Annotated in this window: 13 protein-coding genes; 3 read left to right on the top strand and 10 right to left on the bottom strand. The window is 43.3% G+C overall.

The genetic code is table 11. The features are described 5' to 3' along the window. The first annotated feature begins 139 nt into the window (after window positions 1–139). Genes ABIE26_RS12835 through uvrC form a run of 3 tightly spaced genes read left to right on the top strand, consistent with a single transcriptional unit; the run spans window position 140 to window position 6,857 of the window. The gene (locus ABIE26_RS12835) at window positions 140–2,821 is read left to right on the top strand and encodes a gliding motility protein (protein WP_310142342.1); all 2,682 of its coding nucleotides are present in this window, start codon (window positions 140–142) and stop codon (window positions 2,819–2,821) included. 1 nt (window position 2,822) lies between these two features. Next, on the top strand, window positions 2,823–5,042 hold the full coding sequence (locus ABIE26_RS12840; RefSeq protein WP_310142341.1) for a transglycosylase domain-containing protein: 2,220 nt from the start codon (window positions 2,823–2,825) through the stop codon (window positions 5,040–5,042). 18 nt (window positions 5,043–5,060) lie between these two features. Further along, window positions 5,061–6,857, top strand: a complete 1,797-nt coding sequence (gene uvrC / locus ABIE26_RS12845) for an excinuclease ABC subunit UvrC (protein WP_310142340.1) — start codon at window positions 5,061–5,063, stop codon at window positions 6,855–6,857. A gap of 48 nt (window positions 6,858–6,905) precedes the next feature. On the opposite strand, the gene gldN is transcribed toward uvrC, so the two are convergent. The 10 genes from gldN to ABIE26_RS12895 form a co-directional block, all read right to left on the bottom strand. Then, window positions 6,906–7,811 (bottom strand): gliding motility protein GldN, encoded by a 906-nt coding sequence (gene gldN / locus ABIE26_RS12850; protein ID WP_310142339.1) that lies wholly within the window; start codon window positions 7,809–7,811, stop codon window positions 6,906–6,908. A 7-nt stretch (window positions 7,812–7,818) separates the two neighbouring features. Then, complete coding sequence (gldM, locus tag ABIE26_RS12855; RefSeq protein WP_310142338.1) at window positions 7,819–9,360, bottom strand: gliding motility protein GldM; 1,542 nt, start codon at window positions 9,358–9,360, stop codon at window positions 7,819–7,821. A gap of 45 nt (window positions 9,361–9,405) precedes the next feature. Next, entirely contained in the window at window positions 9,406–10,215 is an 810-nt protein-coding gene (gene gldL / locus ABIE26_RS12860) for a gliding motility protein GldL (protein ID WP_310142337.1), read from the bottom strand. A 35-nt stretch (window positions 10,216–10,250) separates the two neighbouring features. Next, window positions 10,251–11,618, bottom strand: coding sequence for an SUMF1/EgtB/PvdO family nonheme iron enzyme (locus tag ABIE26_RS12865; protein ID WP_310142335.1), 1,368 nt, complete (start codon window positions 11,616–11,618; stop codon window positions 10,251–10,253). Window positions 11,619–11,788: 170 nt separating this feature from the next. Next, a complete protein-coding gene (locus ABIE26_RS12870) occupies window positions 11,789–12,559 on the bottom strand; it encodes a uroporphyrinogen-III synthase (protein WP_310142334.1) in 771 nt (256 codons plus the stop codon). Between the two features lie 18 nt (window positions 12,560–12,577). Next, the gene (locus tag ABIE26_RS12875) at window positions 12,578–13,561 is read right to left on the bottom strand and encodes a DUF4271 domain-containing protein (RefSeq protein WP_310142332.1); all 984 of its coding nucleotides are present in this window, start codon (window positions 13,559–13,561) and stop codon (window positions 12,578–12,580) included. A 55-nt stretch (window positions 13,562–13,616) separates the two neighbouring features. Then, window positions 13,617–15,713: a S9 family peptidase gene (locus ABIE26_RS12880; protein WP_310142330.1), complete on the bottom strand. Its 2,097-nt coding sequence runs from the start codon at window positions 15,711–15,713 to the stop codon at window positions 13,617–13,619. Window positions 15,714–15,729: 16 nt separating this feature from the next. Beyond that, a complete protein-coding gene (locus ABIE26_RS12885) occupies window positions 15,730–17,079 on the bottom strand; it encodes a TlpA family protein disulfide reductase (RefSeq protein ID WP_310142328.1) in 1,350 nt (449 codons plus the stop codon). Between the two features lie 51 nt (window positions 17,080–17,130). Further along, window positions 17,131–18,768: a RagB/SusD family nutrient uptake outer membrane protein gene (locus tag ABIE26_RS12890; RefSeq protein WP_310142327.1), complete on the bottom strand. Its 1,638-nt coding sequence runs from the start codon at window positions 18,766–18,768 to the stop codon at window positions 17,131–17,133. A gap of 10 nt (window positions 18,769–18,778) precedes the next feature. After that, window positions 18,779–22,108, bottom strand: a complete 3,330-nt coding sequence (locus ABIE26_RS12895) for a TonB-dependent receptor (protein ID WP_310142325.1) — start codon at window positions 22,106–22,108, stop codon at window positions 18,779–18,781. Window positions 22,109–22,290: the final 182 nt, after the last annotated feature.

Genomic DNA, 22,290 nt, shown 5'->3' on the forward strand with positions numbered 1-22,290 from the left:
GTATTTTATTGTTTATAAGCTTTAACTCATCCTATTGAAAAATTACGCTATTCACAGTTTAAAGGTAATATTATTTAGCTTATGCCTGAGCATAATATATTCCTGCGGCGCGCAAAAAGATACTGCTACAGGTAGGGGTATGCAAAACCTCACTGCCCGCTACAATTACATTTACAATTCAAATGTAATACTCGATACCCACCAACAGGAACTTACTGAAACCTATACTGACAATTATGAGCAGGTGCTTCCTGTTTACATTGGCCCCGAAGTTGACGACACCTTTATGGTAAAAAGCGGCTCCGGAGCCGATAAAGCGATGGACGATATCATCAAAAAAGCACAGGTGATTATTCTGGAGAAGAGTTACAGTAACTATCTTGACGATGCCTATATCCTATTGGGAAAAGCGCAGTTCTTTAAAGGGAACTATTTCAATGCAGCAGAATATTTTGATTATGCAGCAAAAACTTACAGAAAGAATACCAGGAGTTTTATAGAAGCACTGAACTGGAAGGCACGCAGCCTGATGCAGGTAAGAAGGTTAACGGAAGCAAACCTGGTACTCGACACCATGGTGTATGCACTAACCGACCTGAAGAAAAATTCTGCGGAGCCGCTTGCAACCCTCGCCCAGATGTGCATATACCAGCAAAAAATGCCTGAAGCCATTTCATTTTTGAAAGATGCGATCAAAGCAAGCAATAACAGTCAGCATAAAATACGGTGGACCTACATACTCGCCCAGCTTTCAGAACAGCAAAAGAATTACCCTGAAGCAATGTTGAATTACCGCAGGGTTCAAAAGAGCAATGCCCCTTTCGAGATGTATTTTAATGCCAACCTCAGCAGGATCAAACTAAATGCCCTGCTCAGCAACAAAACCATCAACAAACAGGATGAGCTCCTCCGCCTTTTGAAGGACGACAAAAATGAAGATTATACCGATCAGATTTATTATCAGATTGCAGAGAGTTTCCTGGCCGACGGCGCTTACGATGAAGCAAAAAAAAATTACCTGCTATCGGTTCAGAAAAGCACAAAAAACCAATACCAAAAAGGCATTTCCTATTTAAAGCTGGCCGATCTGGATTTAAAACAATTCCGCAACTACCTCAATGCAAAGCTGTATTACGACAGCGCGGTGAATACCTTACCCAGGAATTACCCGGGTTATGATGCCATTGTTAAAAAAAATCAAAACCTGGAGTATTTAACTAAACGGTATCAGATCATTGCCGACGAAGATACGCTACAGGCCGTTGCCCGTCTTCCCGAGCAGCAAAGACAAGCTAAAATTCAGGCCATGTTCACTCCGGTTGAAAAATCTCTACCTGCAAATGAAGCAACTGCCGCTCCAGGCAGCAATCCATTCCGTTCAAACGAAAACACTCCGGGCAGAGGGCAGTCTTCATCTACCTTCTACTTCAACAATGCGGCCGCCATCAGCAAAGGCTTTTCTGATTTCAAGAAAAAATGGGGAAACAGAAAATTAGAGAACAACTGGCGTCAGAGCATCCGTTCATCAGCACAAACCACTACCCAGGATATTGCAAACAATACCTCCAATGGTGCCGCATCAAACGCCGGACAGCCTGAGCCTGCTGCAGACAGAACTGCTGATATAAAAGCCTATACAGATGCATTGCCCCTGACACCAGAACTGCTGGGCAGATCCAATCAGAAGATCATTGATGCCTACTATGATATTGCCAGTTTCTATTTACAGGAACTGAACGATCCGGCAGAAGCTGCAGCCGTTTACCAGACCCTGTTAAGCCGCTTTCCGGAGAACAATCATCTGGCGGCCGTCTATTACAGCTTGTTCCTGATCAACAAAAATAAAGATGCGGCAAAATCAGACGACTATAAGAACAGGGTACTCAAAGGATTTCCAAACTCCAATTATGCAAAAATCATTCTGGACCCTTCCTTCTCTCTGAGACAAACCGAAAGGGAAACGGCCATCAATAAGGATTACAATGAGGTCTTTGAACAATACCAGAAAAAGGACTTTGCAGGTGTAATACATAGGGTAAACCAGGCGCTCATCAGTGCACAGGAAAATTACCTGGCCCCCCAGTACGCTTACCTGCAAGCCATTGCCATTGGGCGTACAAGTCATGTAGACACGCTTTTAAATGCATTTAACTCATTGATCAGTGTTTATCCGGATGACAGGTTAATTACGCCACTGGTAAAAGACCATATCGCCTATATCAATGCACACCTATCCGATTTTCAAAAAAGGAAAATTGCCCTGTTAGACTTTGACCCCAACGAACCTCCGTTTAGCATATATCAGGCTCCGGTTGCCACCAACAATCAACCGCCTCAGGCCGCTGCTCCTGTAGTTCCTAAAGCAGATCCGCCTGTAGCTGTAAATCCGCCGGCCACAGTACCAACACCGGAAGCAGCCAAACCTGCGGTAGCAACACCTGTGCCGGTTAAAACGGAAGGAATCTTTAGCACTGCCGTGTCTGCCGTATACTATTATGTAATTGATGTGGCCGACGCTACACTAACACTCAGTTCTTCGCGTTTTGGTATTGGACAATTTAACCGGGGCAATTATGCAGGACAGAATCTGAGACACCAGTTAAAAGAATTTGACAATGATCAGCTCATATATGTAGGGAACTTTAGTAATTTTGAGGACGCAAAAACATATGCTGATGGAATAACCCCTCAGCTCAAACAAATCATGAAGGTACCGGCTGGCCTGTATACCAGCTTTATCATCAGCAAGGAGAACTTCGATAAATTAACCAGTAAAGACCTGCTGAAGAAATACCTGGATTTTTTTAAAAACAATTATTAAAATGAACAAAAAACTTTCGCAAGAGGACATCAGGAAGTATAATTATGGATTATGGAAGTTATTGATCGGTGGGATGATATTATTTGCACTGTTCATTATAGCAATTGGATTTGGCTTATTTGGTGAACTGCCCTCATTCAGAGACATTGAACATCCCAAAAGCAACCAGGCTTCAGAGATCCTGGCCGATGATGGCCGTGTTCTGGGAACTTATTTTGTACAGAACCGTTCCAGTGTAAGCTATCAGGAAATCTCTCCTAACGTCATCAATGCCTTAATTGCCACAGAAGATGTTCGTTTTAAAGAGCATTCGGGTATAGATTTCAAACGTACCTTTACCATATTCTTATATGCAATTGTCGGTAAAAAACAAGGTGGAAGTACCATTACCCAGCAGCTTGCCCTCAACCTGTTCTCAGAGGAAGGCCGCCAGAAGAATTTTCTCAAACGTATCCTTCAGAAGTTCCAGGAATGGGTAATTGCCGTTAAACTGGAGCGCAACTACACCAAAGAAGAGATCCTGGTGATGTATCTCAACACCGTTGATTTTGGGAACCAGGCCTACGGCATCAAATCGGCTGCACGGGTGTATTTCAATACCACCCCGGATAAATTAACTGTAGGCCAGTCGGCCACCCTGATCGGGATATTAAAAGGAATCAGCCGCTACTCTCCTACCCGTAACCCTGAACGTTCACTGGCCCGCAGAAATACCATCATGGGCCTGATGGTGAAAGCAGATCTGCTTAGCCAGCAGGAACTCGATACAGAAAAGGAAAAGCCATTGGGATTAAGGTTTAGCGCTGCTACTGTAAATGATGGAATTGCCCCTTATTTCAGAACAGTTTTAAAAAGTGATATCAAGAGAATCTTTCAGGAGCGTTCCATATTAAACAATGGTGTACCCTACGATCTGGACAGGGATGGGCTGAAAATATACACTACGCTTAACTACGACATGCAGGTATATGCCGAAGAAGCCCAGAAAGAATACATGAAAATCCTGCAGGCCTCGTTCATAAAAAGCTGGAAAGGGCGCAATCCTTTCAAAGGAAAGGAAATGCAGATCGAGCAGGGAATGAAAAGGTCAGACAGGTATAAAGCACTTCAACTCGAAGGCAAATCTGAAAAAGAGATTAAGGAAGACTTCAACACCCCAACCAAACTCAGCATCTTTACCTGGCGAGGAAACATCGATACGTTGATGAAGCCTATTGACTCCGTAAAATATTATAAAATGCTGCTGAGAAATGCCATGATGGCTATGGACCCTCAGACGGGGCTAGTTAAAGCATGGGTTGGCGGCATCAACTATGAACACTTTAAATACGATCAGGTAAAAATGGGTACCAGGCAGGTAGGTTCAACCGCAAAACCCTTTACCTATGCAGTGGCCATAGAAAATGGCTACTCACCTTGTTTCAGCGTACTTAATGAACCGGTAACTATCGAGGTGCCGGGAAGCCAGCCCTGGACACCAAGATCGTCAGGAACAGTCCCTGGATACCTCACCCTGCAAAAAGCCCTGGCCCTTTCACAGAATTATATCGCAGCGTATTTGATGAAACAGGTTGGCCCTACTGCGGTAGCCACACTGGCAAAAAAAATGGGGATCACCTCTGATGTGCCGGCCTATCCATCTATCGCACTGGGCTCCTTTGATGCCTCTGTTTATGACATGGTAGGTGCCTACAGCGTTTTTGCAAATAAAGGGGTATGGACCAAACCTACTTATATCGTAAGGATTGAAGACCGCAACGGTGTGGTATTGTATAATGAAAAACCCATTCCTGTACCCGCAATGAATGAAGAGGTAGCTTATGTCATGACCCGTATGCTCAGGGGTGTAGTGACCAACGGAACAGGCTGGCGCCTGGCAGGCAAATACGGTGTTAAAGGCGCTATTGGTGGAAAAACCGGAACTACACAAAACAACTCCGACGGCTGGTTCATGGGCATCTCACCGCAACTGGTTGCCGGTGTTTGGACAGGCTGTGAAGACCGGGCCTTCCATTTTATCAGTACCGCACAAGGTGATGGTGCCACTACTGCCCTGCCTATTTTTGCGGGCTTTATGAAACGTGTTTATGCCAATCCTAAACTGAAAATTTCGCAGGCAGATTTTGAAGTCCCTAAAAATGGGGTGTCCATTACCTACGACTGCAATCAATACCAGCAGCAGGAGCAAAAAACTGAACTGGACGAGAAACTGGGTTTTTAATTACTATTGTCTACCCATATGAGTGCTTTCGATTATAAAAAGGCCCTGACCGACATACCTCATAAACCTGGAGTTTACCAGTATTGGGATACAGATGGTACACTTATTTATATCGGCAAGGCTAAAGATCTGAGGAACCGGGTGGGCTCCTATTTCAACAAAGACAACCAGATGAACGGGAAAACCAAAGTATTGGTTTCCCGTATCCGCAAAATAACATTTACCATCGTTGATACCGAAATTGATGCCTGGCTGCTGGAAAACAGTCTCATTAAAAAGCACCAGCCCCGGTACAACATCATGCTCAAGGATGATAAGACCTACCCCTGGATCATCATTAAAAAAGAACCCTTTCCAAGGGTATACTGGACCAGGAAAATGATAAAAGATGGCTCAACGTATTTTGGCCCCTATGCCTCGGTAGGTATGATGCATACCATTCTGGACCTCATCAAAGAGACTTATCCGCTACGCACCTGTAACCTGCCCCTTACGTCTAAAAATATTGATGATGGGAAATTTAAAGTATGCCTTGAATACCAGATCGGTAATTGCAAAGGCCCCTGCCAGGCCTATCAGAACGAAGCCGACTACGGCAGCAATATCGAAGAAATCAAAGATATCCTGAACGGGAAAATCGGCAGCGTCATCAAAAGTGTAAAACAGGTGATCAGCAAAGCCGTTTCCGATTTGAATTTCGAATATGCACATCAATACCAGCGCAAACTGCAGGTACTGGAAAAGTACCAGAGCAAGTCTACCGTGGTAAACAGTGCCATTACCAATGTTGATGTAGTGAGCATTGCTTCAGACGAGCGCTATGCCTTCGTAAATTACCTGAAAGTAATGAATGGCAGCATCATCCAGACCCAAACCATCGAAATAAAGAAACGCCTGGACGAGACCGATGAAGAACTGCTCACCATTGCCATTACAGAATTCAGGACCCGCTTTAACAGTACTTCAAAAGAAGTTATCGTTCCTTTTGATATTACCCTGGCCGACGAAAACCTGAAATTCACTGTCCCTAAACTGGGCGAAAAAAAGAAACTGCTGGAACTGTCCCAGAAAAATGTACTCTTCTTTAAAAAAGAAAAGCTCAATCAGTACGAAAAACTGAACCCCGATCTGCGCACAGACCGGATCCTTTCGCAAATGCAGAAAGACCTTGGCTTAACAAAACTACCTGTACACATTGAATGCTTCGATAACTCCAATTTCCAGGGCAAATATCCGGTATCGGCCATTGTGGTCTTTAAAGATGCGAAACCTTCCAAAAAGGACTACAGGCATTTCAATGTCAAAACCGTTGAGGGGCCGAATGATTTCGCCACTATGGAAGAAGCTGTTTACAGGCGATATAAGCGCATGCTGGAAGAAGAAAACACTTTGCCCCAACTCATCATCATAGATGGTGGTAAAGGCCAGCTTTCATCAGCCATGAGCAGTTTAAAGAAACTTGGGATAGAGAAAAAGGTAACTGTAATTGGTATAGCCAAACGACTGGAGGAATTGTTCTTCCCTGGCGATCCTTATCCCTTATACCTGGATAAGAAATCAGAAACGTTAAAAGTTATCCAGCAGCTGCGTGATGAGGCCCACCGCTTCGGGATCACCTTCCACCGGAAAAAGAGAGATCAGGGCACACTTAAAACGGAGCTGGAAGAAATTCCCGGAATCGGAAAGAGTACAGCCGAAAAACTCCTGCTTCACTTCAAATCCGTAAAAAAAATAAAGGCAGCGAATGAAGAGCAACTTGCAGCAGTGCTTACCAGGGCCCAGGTGAGAACAGTATTCGATCATTTCTCAAAATAAAAGCCCCAATGTTATCCATTGAGGCTTTCTATAGGTTTTAACCTAAGGCTAATATTCCCACAAACTTTGCTCGTAATCTGATATAGACTTTTTAATCCTTTCAGATTCGTATAGCTTTCTGGTATCCTTAGGATCTGTTTGTCCCAGTATATCCACAATATTCTTATCGGCAGGGTTTGTTTCCTTCACAATGTAGCTGGAGAACAATCGCCTCACAAAGAAATCATCAAAAGTAAGCTGCGAAGCATCATTCAAGGGGTTTACCAGTCGCTTCTTGCTCAGCAATTCCCTTGCATCATCATAGTAAATCCAGAATACCGGCTGCCAGTTGCCCTCAACCATTTTCATCGGCGCCAGGCCTACAATCCTGGGTTCCAGTATAGAACGTTTGGTATCCAGTATCCAGTCTTCCTTGATCCTGTATTTCAGGAACTCATCAGACCTCAGTTTTCTTAAGGTTGGTTCGCCGATTTTCCCACTTACTGAGTCGGCAACACCTTCCGTTACCCCTCTGGCACCTTGCAAGGCCTGCTGCGCTGTCAAGGCAATGCGGAACGAATCATTGTCTTCCAGTATCTTCCCGGCGGTGGTGTCTTTCGGCGAATACACTGTAAGCTCTTCGTTTCCTACTGCTTCTAGCAGTATATCTATCAGCTTGGCATCTTCTGCTTTCAATACAGAATTGATCGTATCCCTCAAGTCAATCTCACGCCAGATGCGTTTTGCATAGTATACATCTTCTTCCCTGACATCGGCATAAGGAACCATCACATTACTATCTACATCTGTCCGCACAGCGTACCCGTCTTTCGGTGGGGTCTTAATCTTCAGTTTTGCCTTCTTAACGGTGTCTACAGGTGCAGCTACCGGGGTTGCCGGAGTTGCAGTCTTCACCTGGGCATAAGCACCTATGCCCAATAGCAGAAATACGATAATACCTACAATGTTTTTCATCACTATATTATTTAGCTACAAATGTAATTCCATCCAAAACCTTTTGTCTTCCATCCGGTCCTTCACAAACAATATCCTTAAATATGATGGTTGCACCAGGTTTAATCGAATTCAGGGCTCCTTTTATTTGTCCGCCAAAACCGCCGCCGTTATTGGCAATGGTAACAGCATCCGAACGGGGATTGATAAAGGTTGCAGAGAAACGTACCACTCTGAATTTCACATCAAATACAAAATCTTCAAGCTGGGTATCAATTGATCCGGCGCCTTCAATCCACTCTAAAGGAACATTACCACCGGATTTACCTTTAATATAAGCCCTTGGTGTAGGCAATGCCTTTACCCTGAACTGCTGCGCGCCCAGGTTTAATGTTTTACCTGCATTACTTGCAGAAACATTGATGCTTAAGGTCTTGCCAACCTGATCACCACCAACGTTAACCGAGTATTGTCCGCTTCCTACTTTTTTGATTGATCCGCCCGAAATGCTTGCATTTACGCTTTCCAACGGGAAACCAGCAGCCGAGACAGAGAAAGGATTTGCAATACCTGCATAAATCACGTTCATTTTATCTGGTGATACCGTTGCCGAAGGTTTGGCCACCTGGTAACTTTGCTCAGGGGTTGTATATTGTTTTACAGTACCGTCAGTCTGTTTCACGCTGATTACCCCTTTCCACCTAAACACGCCAACACTTCCTGTTCCACCGGTATAAGTACCTTTACCATCTTTTACAGACAATGCATTTCCGCCAACGGTGATGGAAGGTGTAGACCTCGAATCACTTGCAGTTAAAAATACCTGCGCGGTATAAGGCTGGCCCTGTATTACGTATGAACTTGGTGCCACAGCAACCGCATCAAACTGATCCAGGTTTACCAAAGCTTTGTCCATGTTTCCAAATAGCTTTTTAACTACTTCTATTTCTGCATTCTTCGTGTCAGACTGGATTTTACTCAGAATGGTATTGGCAGCAGTAAGCGGGGTTCCTTCCCCAAAATTGATGTCGACCCATTCTTTTTTTCCATTTACACGTTTTACAGCATCCTTTGCTTCCAGTGTAAAGGTCAGACCTGCCCTATCTTTTTCATCAAACAGGGACATCAACTTTTCTCTGGTCTCATTAATTTTTGCTTTCAGTTTAAAGCCTTCTTTCTGGTTTACCATGATCCCCTGTGCAATATCCAGATTATCCCTCAGTTTGATGTCTCCGGTCTCTTCGTTGATTCCTTCTCCGGCTTCAAGAAACTTGTCTTTTAACTGCTGAACATAATTGTTAAGTTCATCAGCATAAGCTTTAGCTTTATTGGCTTTTTCCCAGATTGGCTGCGCCCTTGCTGGTTCATCTTTTAATTTTGTATCCTGAAACGATGAAAATAACTGGTCAATGCTTGTATTTACATTTGTTTTAGACGACACCAAACTATCATTAATGTTTTTAAAAGCATTCAATATAGTATCAGATACGTTCAAAGCAAGCATAGCCAACAATACCAAATACATGATATTGATCATCTTCTGCCTCGTTGTCTCTTTTCCTCCGGCCATTTTTAATTAGGTCTGTGTGGTTAAATATTAACTGATTCTTACTAATTATATACGTGGCTGATTCATAGCAGACAACATATTGCCATAAATAGCATTCAAAGAAGATAAGTTTTTGGCCAGTTTGCCGACCTCTTCTTTAAACTGTTTTGAATCTTCCATAGATTCATTGAAGTTGTTCATTGTTAATGAAAGGTTCTGGTAGAACTTATTCATTGATTTCAAATGTGCGCTTGAATCCTGAAGTTCCAGTTCATATACTGCATTTAAAGCAGAAAGATTTTTAGCCAATGCATTTACCTGATCATGATACGCTGTAGAAGCCGTATTGCTATTGCCCATTTCTACCAATTGGGAAGTAGCCTTTTCGAAGGCCCCATTTAATGTATCAAAGCTGGCCGATGCAGTTTTTAACTTGCCAGTGAATTCGCTGGTGGCCGACGAAGCATCTGCAACATTAGATATGGCAGCAACCTTATCACCAAATGTACGTAAACCAGTACCGAGGCTTTCAATCAGTTCCGGACCAATTTTGGCATCTGCCAGCATTTTGTCCAGGGCAGCAGTAGAAGAAAATGCTGCAGGAGCTGCAGCCTGACGAACAGTAGCTTTCGGCAGTTCACCGGTAAAATTATCATCCAGTTCCGGGTAAACCCTTTCCCATGGCAGTTCCTGAGCCGGCTGTCTTAACCCTGTTAAGAAGAATAAAATGGCCTCAACCCCTAAACCAACACCAATCATATAATTTCCCCATACACCACCCAGGTGAAGGATTTTAAAAAGTGCACCCACAATTACAATACTTGCACCCCAGGATATTGCAACATGTAACCAATCGAAATTTTTCTTTGCAGCCATTTTGTTCGTTAATAAGGAATTTTATTTTTTGTTTTTTAGTTTCTATAAGTAATATCGGTACCTGGATAAGCTGAAATACACCTGAAGCCGATATAAGATCTGGCCTGGTCCTGATATTCATAAGTACCCACGGCATTTTGAAGGAAGAAGCCGATGTCTTTCCATGAGCCACCCCTAACCACTTTACGTTTCATGTATTTGCTGTCGCCTGTTTTGGCCACATAAGTAAAGTTAGGATTGAAATCGAGCAGCATTGGTGCTGCTGATTGGTTATAAGCTGTTATGGTCCATTCCGCAACATTACCGGCCATATTATACAATCCGTAGTCATTAGGGAAGTAAGACCTTACATTTACTGTATATAAACCGCCGTCATCAGAATAGTTACCACGTCCAACCTTAAAGTTAGCCTGCATACAGCCCTTTGTATTACGCACATAAGGACCTCCCCAAGGGTATTTTGTTTTTACATTTCCGCCCCTTGCTGCATACTCAAACTGAGCGTCACTTGGGAGCTGGTATTCTGGTCTTGCATTTAGAGGCTGTTTTCTGGCAACAGCAACTGATTCATAGAAACGCGTACGCCATACACAAAACGCACTGGCTTGTTCCCAGGTTACACCTACTACCGGATAGTCGTCGTAAGATGGATGGTTAAAATAGGTTTTAACCATAGGATCGTTCTGGGAGTAAGAATAATCTACCTTCCAAACCAAGGTATCCGGGTAAACTGCAACAGAGGGGTGATGATTTGGATTGCTCGGATCCGGGCTATCCGTATAAGTGATGATAAAATCCTGTCTCTTTTTCGAAGGGTCTTTTCTGCCTTCAACGGCCAGGTCGGTACTTACATAGCTGTAAGCATATTTCAGCTTCCTGATGTCTATTTCGTTACGACCAGGCAGCGCATCAGCTCCGCTATAGTACATATCGTTGAGTTTGTTACCCAATCCGTTATTTCTGGTACTCCAAAGTGTGGAACCGTTCCCCACTTTTCTCCAGTCGATATTCCTGTTGGCACCCAGGGCAGCTCCGCCACCCGGCCCTGTCGGGGCAGGCTTGTAGAAATTAGGTGCGCCAGATGGGCCAAGCATGGTTATGGCCACAGAATCTCTTACCCAGTTCACAAACTGCCGGTACTCGGCATTTGTAATCTCTGTCTGGTCCATAAAAAAAGCACTGAAAGAAGTCATCCTGGTAGGAGAACTTTGTGTGTTATTGATATCTTCATCAGACATCCCGATTAAAGTCCGACCAGGGGGGATGTATACCATCCCTAAAGGGATCCTGTTGTTTTTGAACTTTCTATTATAAACTCCCACCAGCTCTCCCTGTCCTCCTTTTCCACAGCTGGAAAATAATGCAGTGATGGCAATAAAAGCAACCAAGTATACGTTTCTCATATATTAGCGTCAAGCAATTTTATAACAATTTTATCAATTTTGATTGATATAAACAATTATTAGGTCATAAAAATGTGACTTAAAATAAAAAAATACAGATTTCTGGCATTTTTATTGCCTAGATAACGACTTTTGAGAAATTTTTTAAACTATAAAGCAACAGGAAAACTTTATTTATTCGATTTCTTTATATAATTCTCAATTGCCATGATCATAGAAGGCGCTTCTGGTGAAGGAGCAGCTATATCAACGATTAAACCTGCATCTGTCACAGTTTTTTGGGTATTCACCCCAAAGGCGGCAATTCGAGTGTTATTTTGTTTAAAATCGGGGAAATTTGTATACAGTGACTGTATACTGGATGGGCTGAAGAATGCAATAATATCGTAAAAAACTTCAGCGAGATCAGAAAGATCAGACACTACTGTCCTGAACAAAACAGCCGGGGTAAAATCGTAGCCATTCTTTTGCAGGAAGTTCATGGTATCTTCTGTAGCCACATCAGAACAAGGGTAAAGGAATTTCTCATCAGCATGCTTTTTCAGCACCTCGGCCAGATCAGCGGCTGTTTGCTTGCCAAAAAAGATCTTACGCTTCCTATATTGAATGTATTTTTGCAGGTATAGTGCGGTCGACTCAGATATACAGAAATACTTCAGGTCGGCAGGAACATCATATCTCATTTCTTCACAGATCCTGAAAAAATGATCAACTGCATTTCTACTGGTAAACACTACTGCAGTAAAATCGCTTAACGTAATTTTGTCTTTTCTGAATTCCCTGGCCTGAACGCCTTCAACGTGAATGAATGATCTAAAATCAATTTTCAGGTTGTACTTCTTTGCCAAATCAAAATATGGAGACTTTTCTGTTTCTGGCTTTGGTAGGGTTACCAATATACTTTTAACTTTGCGTAACCTATCGTCTGTCATTTCTTGCATTTTACCTAATTACCGCTTTTATAATCCTATTGCCTTGATTAATATTAATATAGGGCAGATTTCGAGGGCACAAAAGTACAAAAATAAATATACTTTTGAAAACCGATAATGAGATAAAATATTTACGCCAGCCCTAATAAATTGAAAAACAAAGACAATAGTTAGCAGAATAAAGGAAATTGCAATATAATAAGGTCCATACTTTAAAGGAGATAACGCAAAAGCGATCACCAATGGTATAAACATCAGGGCAATATTAAAATAACTTAAATATAATATGGAAACATACTCGTTTACGGCCTTTTGAACGTTAAAAAGATAACCCAGCAAGCGCAACAGCACAATTTTCAACACGTACAGCACAACAATCAGCAGGGATATGCTTACATAAAAGCGGAAACCAGTATCGGCAAACGACATATGGTAATACTGCGTTACCAGGTAAAAGAACATCCCGATGGTAAAGCCAAACTGCACAAACAACAACAAAAATGGCCAGGAGGTAAATAAATTATCTTCCTTGTTCAGGTTATTTAAAATCCTGTTACTGAAAAAAGACTGCACAATGGTCTGCAGCTGCTTGGAAAACGAGATTTTTAATGAGGCAAACAGTACCATCAATAAAGCAATAACACCCAGCACCCAAAGGTTCCCTTTAAGCACGGGCGTCCCGGTCTGATAACGGCTTACTTTTTCGGAAGTTTTGAAATCCTTATACCGCGTATATAAACCGGAGCGCCCGTAGGTATTGGCTTTTAAAATACTGTCAATAATGATATTCCTGTCAATCAGGGAATCCGGAAGCAGCCAGGTATGCGACAGAATAGAATCCGTCACAAACTTCTGCCTGGCATAAAAAGCAGAATCCCTTACTATCCGGGTATATTTTTTCTTTACTACTGCGGTGCTGTCTGGTAGCGGGGCTACAACCTGCGCATTTACTTTCCCAGCAGGGAAGGCAAAAAATAAACAGACCAGAAAAATAACCCGCATAACCATCATTGCTACAAACTTAGATAAAATAGCAATTACATCGTATTTTATTTACAGGAGTAGTTTATGGAAAAAGGTATTTTTTAATGAAAGCTTCCCTGGCCCTTCTTTCAAACTTAGCTTTATGCGGCAAATAGAACCAGCCATGGGCTGCGCCCGGATAAAACATCAGGTCAAAGTCTTTATCAGCTTCCATCAAGGCATCTACCAATTTCATGGTATTGCGCATATGTACATTATCGTCCATAGTACCTTGAGCAAGGCTCAAATGACCTTTTAAGTTCTTCACGTAAGTAAATACACTGGAACTTTTATAACCTTCGGGGTTTTCTTTGGGACTGTCCATATACCTTTCGGTATAAGCACTATCATACAAATGCCAATCGGTAACACTTCCGCCGGCTAAACCGACTGTAAACACATCAGGTGCTTTTACCAGCGCCAGGGCCGACATGTAGCCACCATAGCTAAAACCACTGATACCTATCCTTGAACCATCAATAAAAGCATAAGTCTTTTTAAGGTAATTGATTATAGTACTGTAATCTTCAATTTCCCAATGTCCCAGGTCACGATGCATATAGTTTTGTCCAACTTTACCGAAATGTCCTGACCCTCGATGGTCCATCTGAATTCTGATCAGGTTATCCTGCTCATCTAATTTTTCAGTATAGTCACCTATATAATAATCGCTTACAACTTCCGAATTTGGTCCGCCATAAACCATCGCCATTACCGGATATTTTTTATTCTTATCAAAACCCTGGGGATACATAATCCGCACAGGAAGGTCAAATCCATCCGGAGTTTTCACCCCGATGATCTCAGATTTAGTAGCCAGGGGCTGGTATTTTTCATAATCCTTTCCTTTGCAATCAAAAAGTGTTCTAATGAGTTTACCATTTTGATCAACCAGCGCTACCTTGCCCGGAGTTTTAAAATTAGCGTAGGTAGTAATGAAATATTTAGCATTTGGCGACAGCTCAAAACGGTGCGTATAATCGCCAAAAGTTAATCTTTCTATTTTACCACCGCTCAGTTTTACTTTGTAAAGGTCTAAGCGGGTAGAATTTTCCTTCTTAGCAGTAAAATACACCCAACCTCCTTTTTCATCCACATGATTTATTTCGGTTACAGTCCAGTCACCACTCGTAAGTTGCCTTAAGCGCTTGCCATCCATACTATGAGCATAAATATGCATCCAGCCACTTTTATCACTCATTAACAGGAACTGCCTTTTTGAGGGAACAAACCTTACCCGGTTTTCCTGATCAAGAGAGATCCAGGTTTTCTGAGTTTCTGTATAAATCGCTTTACGGCTGCCGTTTAACAAGTCTATGGCTTCAATTTTAAGCGTATCCTGCCCGCGGTTCATCCATTGTACCCAAAGTTGATCAGATGAAGGTGTCCATATGGGCATGCCAAAGTATTGATCTGCTTTCGCATCATAAGCTGCCCAGGTTATCTTTTTGCTGGCCAGATTTAAAATGCCTGTTTTTACTTCAGGATTGGCATCTCCGGGTAAGGGATAAGGGATGGCAATTTGTTTTTGATGAACACCCGAATCATCAACCATGTAATGAACAGGGACTTTGGTATCATCAAATCTCATAAAAGCTATTTTTTTGCTGTCGGGGCTCCACCAAAAAGCACGATAAGCCATGCTTCTACCCAGGATCTCTTCATTATATACCCATGACGACCAGCCATTGTAAATGGTTTCGGAGCCGTCTGTAGTTACCTGCCATTCTTTACGATCTGCGACGTTATACACATATAGATTTTTATTTTTGGTATAGGCAATATTTGCAGAATCCGGAGACAGCACCGGGGTTTGAAGGCCCTTAAGGGTATCGGCTTTAGCGGTTGCCGTTTTGGCAATAACAACGGTGCCATTTTTTCCGATACCAATTCTGGGCGCATTAGCGCGAATGCGTTCTGCGGTACTTTCTTTTCCGTTTAAAACGTCTACAATAATTTCCTCTCCACGGCCAAACACATCACCCGAACGGTAGGTTTTGTAATGATCATCATCTAACCACCGGAATACAGGTGCTCTTTTAACAAATTCAATATCCGGGCTTTTTTGCTGTGCAATAGCTGTGCCTGGTATTAAATATAGTCCTGCAGTAAGCAGGACTATAGCATTTAATGTCTTCATTTGATCTTGTATTTGATTACTTTTTAAGTTCAGCTTCCAGCAATTCTTTTAATTTAGGGTCGCTCGGGCGGGGGGCATCTACAGTTACAATATTTCCCTCTTTATCAAATACCATGAAACGTGGGATACCGGTAATTTTGTAGTCTTTGGTAATTTTACTCCAGCCGCTGGCAAACAATTGTACTCCCTTCAGGTTTTCGTCTTTGATCATTTTCAACCATTTATCCTTGTCTTTGGCTTCATCAACAGACACACTCATGATCACAATATCCTTACCGTGCATTTCTTCCTCCAACTGTTTTAAAGCAGGAATTTCTTTTTTACATGGCCCGCACCAGGTTGCCCAAACATCCACTAAAACAACTTTGCCTTTCTGGGCGCTTAAAGAAACCATGTTGCCGTTATGATCAGGGTATTCAAAATCGGCAGCTACGCCCCCTGCTTTGGTATTGTAAAGCGCTGCACTCATTTCGTCCAGCCTTCGTTTCTGGCTAGGGCTTTGTAAATACTGGCCGTAGGTATCCACCATTGTTTTGTACTTGTCGTACGATTTCATTGCCCTTGCTTCATTCGAAAGAATATATTCGCCCTTTTGCCGGTTGGTACTCAAAAATGCAAGCCTTTGTTCCACTGTACTTGGTGAGCCCGCAGCGAAATCTGCATACATGCCCAGATACCGGGTTCCGTATAGTGTATTCAGCACATCATCATCGGTGAATTTGTTTTTTTCTACAATAGTGCCGTAATAGGCCGGACGGTCGGATTTCTGCGGGTGTTTTGAACGCGGTGTACGCAGAAAATTAACCGCATAAAAATCCATATCATAAAAAGTCACTTTCCTCATCAGTTCATTGAAACGTGGATTTTTAGTATGGATGGTTTTCCTGAAAGCATCAGTCTGCGCAGCAACGGCAGTCAGTTCCGGAAAAAAATCTTCATAGGTACTAAACGTCCCCATGAAATAAACAGACTTCCGTTTTAAGTTCCTGGTTAGGTTTGCCCATTTACTTAAAACCGTATTTTCAGGCGTGTTTGTGCCAGTAAACTCTGCACTTACACTATCAAACGTTACTTCCGCCTTATCGCCTGCTTTAATATAAACAGGAAACTGGCCTTTCAGCAGGTCAGGAGAACCCACGGCGTAAAAACCTTCATATTCCGGTTTAAATAAAAACCCGAATGAACCATCACCCGCAAGTGCAGTAGTGGCAACTACTACCGGCTGGCCGTCTTCAATCTTCATTAAAGCGATGTTTTCCTTTATAGTCGCCTTATCAGGTTTTACAGTCCCGTGTATCTCGCTCATCTGGGCAGAGGCAAACAGGGAGCCGATCAGCAGGCCTGCTGATAAAATTATTCTTTTCATTTTTTATGGATTTATGTGTTGTTGATTGTTCTATTGTTAACGCTCCTCAGCCTACCAGCCGTTGTTTTGTTCAATTTTGTTACCCGGTTTGCTCAGTTCGGTATTCGGGAATGGGAACAAGTAGTGTTTTTCCTGGAAAACCCTGGTTTTGGTCACATTTTTTACCGTATAGGTTTTTACCCCAGTTACCGGATCCCTTACAATCTCCATTTTTTTTATCGGATTGGTTGCTGTCGAGAATAAATTCACCGCAAGCTTCCAACGCTTCACATCCCAGTAACGTGCATCTTCAAAGGCCAGTTCAATTCTGCGTTCATGTCTGATGGCAGTGCGCATATCTACCTGCGAAAGGCCGGTTGGCAGGTTTGGCATTCCGGCCCGTTTTCTTACCTGGTTTACCGCATCATAAACAGAGGCATCCGGCCCTACAGCTTCGTTCTGGGCCTCTGCATAATTCAGCAGCACTTCGGCATATCTGAACAATATCCAGTTCTGGCTACTCGCCGCATTGGCATCGGCAAAATTGATACTCTCATCCGTAAACTTCCGCAGGTAATAACCGGTATTGGTAATCCAACCAGCAATGATACTGCCTGAAACGGTCAGATCTTGTCCGCCATTGTACAGCTGCATGGCGCGTCCTCTAAAAGTTGCCCCGTCATACAAAACTGTAGCAGCAAACCGCGGGTCACGCCCTACATATGGTTGTTGCGGATTATAACCGGATAAAGCATTTGTGATGGGCAAACCGGTAGCCTGCATCTCATATTCGTCTACCAGGTTCTGGGTAGGGAGCGTTCCGCCCCTGCCGCCAAATGCAGGAGGCTGATTGTACAGATCAAAAGAATGATAACGCTGCGCCCTATCGCCATTGGCCTGCACCGACAGGATCACTTCAGTATTCATTTTATTGTTATTGGCAAAAACCGCACTATACGAATTTTGCAAAGCATACGCCTTAAGGTCTATTATGGCTTTTTCAGTTGCCGCAGCATCCGCCCATCTGCCAGCGTACAGCTGAATACGTCCCTTCATAGCCAAAGCTGCTCCTTTAGTAGCCCTACCCCAGTCGGCAGTACCATAAGTAGCAGGTAAAGCTGCTGCTGCTTCAGTTAATTCATTCACCAGAAAATCAGTAAACTGGTCTTTAGTCGCTTTTGCCACAAAAGCTGACTCATCCAGTTCATTCTGGGCCTCGGTAATAATGGGCAATGGGCCAAACCAGTTCATCAGGTCGAAGTAATAATAAGCCCTCAAAAACCGAATTTCTGCCTTCATTCTGTTGTTGAGGCTTGCATCACCAGGAACAGCATCTACTTTAGAAATAAAAATACTGGCCCTGCGAATGTACGCCCATCTTGTGGAGTTCCACAAACCATTCAGAGGCGAGTTAGATGCATCGTATGCACCATTCCAATAAGCGCTGTAAACCGTACTATTTACTTCGGCATCATCCGTAAGATCCGATAACAAGTTGCCGGTAAATATAGAAGAACCCAGGTGCGGACCAGAAAATCCGCTTTGCATTTGGGCATAAAAATTTGCCGTATAATTCAGCACCATATCCTGATTGCTCCACAACACCAGGTCGTTCACCCGATCAACCGGCTTAATATCCAGCACATTTTTGCAGGAGCCAAACAACAAGGTTATTGTTGTAATTCCTATGAATATATATCTGTTGTTCATTTCCGTAAGTTTAGAAGTTAACATTTACACCAAAGCCAATATTTTTCTGATTTGGGTAAAAACCACCACTAGCCCCACCTGTTCCCAGGTTCGGGGTTTCGGGGTCTATCCCCCCCAATACAGAAGTCCAGGTAAACAGGTTAGATGCCTGCGCATATAACCTTACCTGTTTCAGTTTTACCACATCCAGCCACTTTTTAGGCAATTCATAGCTCAAACGGACATCCCTTAACCTCAGGAAATCATCTTTGATCAGGGTAGCGTCCGAACTTCTGGAATTATTGGTAGATGAGGCCAGCCTTGGATATTTCGCGCTTTCATTGCCTGGTCTCCAGGAATTGTCGTACATGTACTGCCAATTAGAGTTAATGGCATAACGAATGTACCCACCCATAGCCCCATTAAAAAACGCACTCAACATCATGCCTTTGTGTTTCAGGTTAAATCCAAAACCAAAATTGATTGGCGGAAAGCCCATATTGTCCATCCAGATCTGATCATCCACTGTTAATTTACCATCCCCGTTGCGGTCAGCAAATTTGATATCCCCGGGTTTGATACTGGCGTTTTTCAATCCGTCCTGATCTACCGGCCAGGCGGCAATTTCCGCAGTATTCTGAAAAATGCCCAATGAATGATAACCTACCTGGGCATTGGTAGACCGCCCTTCCATGCGCTGATAGTCAGGCAACAGTTTGGTGCCGTTGTTTATCCACTCGGTACGTACATAGGTAACATTCGCATTTAAAGTCAGTTTCCAGTCTGCTGCCAATTGCTGTTCGCTGGTTAGTTCCAAATCAAAGCCCCTATCCCGCATCTTGGCAAAATTCTGAATTGGGCCACTAATTCCGAATGTACCCGGCAATACTGCATCGCTCGATTTCAGCATATCATACCGGTTTTTTTGATAAATATCAAAAGTGATCCCCAACTTACGGCCCCAAAGCATGGCATCAATACCTATATTTTCCTGTCTGTTTTTGGCCCAGGTAATGTTTTCATTCGGCAGACTACCATTGGCCAGGTAAAACGTAGGTGTATAAGCTGTCCCAAAAATATAACCAAACGGTGCCTGAGCTGCCGCCGTGTTCCCTGTATTGGCTATTCCATACGTATAATAATAGCTATTGGCACCTACAGCATCATCTCCTGTTAGTCCTATTGATGCCCTTATTTTTAGGGAATTCACTACATTACTCAAACCAGCAAAGAATTTTTCTCTCGAGATCATCCAGCCAGCAGATGCTCCCGGGAAAAAGCCCCATCTGTTGCCAGGGGCAAATGCGACAGAACCATCATAGCGAAAACTGCTTTCAAAAAATATACGATTATCAAAATCATAGTTCAAACGGCCAACATATCCTGCCCTGGCAAACAAAGTACGGTTACCACTGGTAACTTCACCAACTGTTGAGCCCAGGTTCAGGATGTCCAGACCAGGAGCAACCAGATTTAGCCTCATGTCGCTATTGCTGTTGCTGCTGCTTTCGCTCTGTGTATATAAAACCAACGCTTCTATGCCATGTTTACCAAAGCGATACTTATAATTCAGTCCTATGTCCGCAGTATAACTATTGGCATCACTGTTTTTATCAGTAAGGGTTGGCTTTCCTGCACCAGCAGCCTGAAAATAACCCGTTGGCGATGAAGGGTCTAGTCTGAACTGTGGCACTGGTACCTGATAGCTTTTATCTCTCTGAAAAAACTTTTCGGAACCGATATTGGCATAGGCTGAAAACCCTTTTAAAAAGGTTGGTTCCCAGGTCAGTTTTCCCAGCATGGTCAAAAAGTTATCTTTGACATATTGGTAACCAGATTTTTCAGAAATAGACGCCAGCGGATTGGCATTTGTAACACCCGCAGCAAAAGTACCATTGGGCATATAGGCCGGGGTTAAAGGAGAAGTATTGACCGCCGTATTCATGGCTCCGCTGCCACCACGGATATTTTGATTAGAAGTTCTGTATCCCAGGTTTACCTGCGCTTTAAACTGTTTGCTCAGGTTTACATCAAAATTGCTTTGTAAAGTATAGCGCTGCAAACTGTTGCCCGGATACATCCCCTGCTGATCTGTATAAGATCCGGAAATGTAATATCTCACAGCTTCTACCCCACCATTGATATTCAGACTATGGTTCTGAACCAGGGCAGGCTTTCCAGTAAGCAGTTTAATCCAATCAGTATTAGCATATTTATAGGGCGCCAGCTGCCTTTGAATCGTATCCAGCACAGCTGCAGAATAAGGCATAGCCAAACCATTGTTCTGTGCAATTTCATTCTGGGTTAACGCATAGGTATAGGCATCAGTATTTTTTACCATTTTACCGGCACGGCTCCATGTCAAATTACTCACATAATTAAATTGAGGCTTACCTAGCTTACCTCTTTTAGTGGTCACAATAATCACACCGTTTGCCGCTCTGGAGCCATAAACAGCCCCCGCCGCATTGTCGCGTAATACAGAGATGCTCTCTACTTCATTGGGATCTATATCGCCAAGTCCCATCTGCCCATTTCCCGAAGCATCGATGCGTGGCACACCATCAATCACCAATAATGGTCGCGCATTACTGCCGGCTGTTGTCCTGATCAGCAAAGTAGCGTCATCCGCTCCCGGAACACCGGAACTGGTACGGGCCAGTATCCCCGGAATACGTCCGGCAAAAACCTGCGACAGATTGGAGGTCGGCATTTGTGTAATCTGTTCAGAAGTAATGGTACTCACCGAAGTGGTCAGGTTTTCCTTTTTTATCTGCCCATACCCTACCACAACCAATTCACCCAACTCCTGTTCCTGTTCTTTCAAAACTATGTCCAGTTCTTTCTGGTCATTTACGGGAACATCAACCGACTGAAAGCCGATCATGCTGATGCGCAACACAGATTTCTCTGTTACCACAATGGTAAAATAGCCTTCGGCGTTCGTCATTGCCGCTCGTCTGGTGCCCAGCACCATCACAGAGGCTCCGGGCAGTGCTTTCCCATTGCTGTCCTTCACCCGGCCTTTAATCACCACCGGTGGCTGGGGGTTGGCTGCAACACTTACAGGTCTGTTCACGATGGTAATGATCTTCCCTTCAATCGCATAAGTAAAAGGCTGATCTGCAAAGCATTCGTCCAGCGCCTCCTTCAGCGTCTTGTACTGCACGTTAATGCTCACAGGCTTCGCAGCCCTGATCTGTGGGGTGGTGATCACAAAGTCGTAGCCGCTTTGTTTCCTGATCTCCCTGATCACCTCATGCAGGGAAGCCTTGTTTTTGTTCAGGCTAATCCGCTGGGCAAAACCGGCGGCACTTACATGTAGTAAGGAGGTGATTAATATGACAATGGTCAGTTTCATAATTCGCAGTATCTTATTTGCTCTGCAAGCAAATTGCCTGCGCTTAAATAGCGCATAAAAATTCATACATTTGAGTTTAGACTCTTTTAACCGGTGGTAAGCTGGTTTTTCAGAGTTTGGTTTGGAATTAGTTGATTATAGTCTTTCGTATATTTTAATTGAGTAATCCGGCCATTTAGCCA

The organism is Pedobacter africanus (assembly GCF_040548825.1).
Lineage (GTDB): Bacteria > Bacteroidota > Bacteroidia > Sphingobacteriales > Sphingobacteriaceae > Pedobacter > Pedobacter africanus_A.

Coding starts and splice junctions, on each gene's coding strand:
- ABIE26_RS12870 (WP_310142334.1), bottom strand. CDS start 12,559: ATGCAAGAAATGACAGACGATAGGTTACGCAAAGTTAAAAGTATATTG.
- ABIE26_RS12895 (WP_310142325.1), bottom strand. CDS start 22,108: ATGAAACTGACCATTGTCATATTAATCACCTCCTTACTACATGTAAGT.
- ABIE26_RS12840 (WP_310142341.1), top strand. CDS start 2,823: ATGAACAAAAAACTTTCGCAAGAGGACATCAGGAAGTATAATTATGGA.
- gldL (WP_310142337.1), bottom strand. CDS start 10,215: ATGGCTGCAAAGAAAAATTTCGATTGGTTACATGTTGCAATATCCTGG.
- gldN (WP_310142339.1), bottom strand. CDS start 7,811: ATGAAAAACATTGTAGGTATTATCGTATTTCTGCTATTGGGCATAGGT.
- ABIE26_RS12885 (WP_310142328.1), bottom strand. CDS start 17,079: ATGAAAAGAATAATTTTATCAGCAGGCCTGCTGATCGGCTCCCTGTTT.
- uvrC (WP_310142340.1), top strand. CDS start 5,061: ATGAGTGCTTTCGATTATAAAAAGGCCCTGACCGACATACCTCATAAA.
- ABIE26_RS12890 (WP_310142327.1), bottom strand. CDS start 18,768: ATGAACAACAGATATATATTCATAGGAATTACAACAATAACCTTGTTG.
- ABIE26_RS12875 (WP_310142332.1), bottom strand. CDS start 13,561: ATGATGGTTATGCGGGTTATTTTTCTGGTCTGTTTATTTTTTGCCTTC.
- ABIE26_RS12865 (WP_310142335.1), bottom strand. CDS start 11,618: ATGAGAAACGTATACTTGGTTGCTTTTATTGCCATCACTGCATTATTT.
- ABIE26_RS12880 (WP_310142330.1), bottom strand. CDS start 15,713: ATGAAGACATTAAATGCTATAGTCCTGCTTACTGCAGGACTATATTTA.
- gldM (WP_310142338.1), bottom strand. CDS start 9,360: ATGGCCGGAGGAAAAGAGACAACGAGGCAGAAGATGATCAATATCATG.
- ABIE26_RS12835 (WP_310142342.1), top strand. CDS start 140: ATGCAAAACCTCACTGCCCGCTACAATTACATTTACAATTCAAATGTA.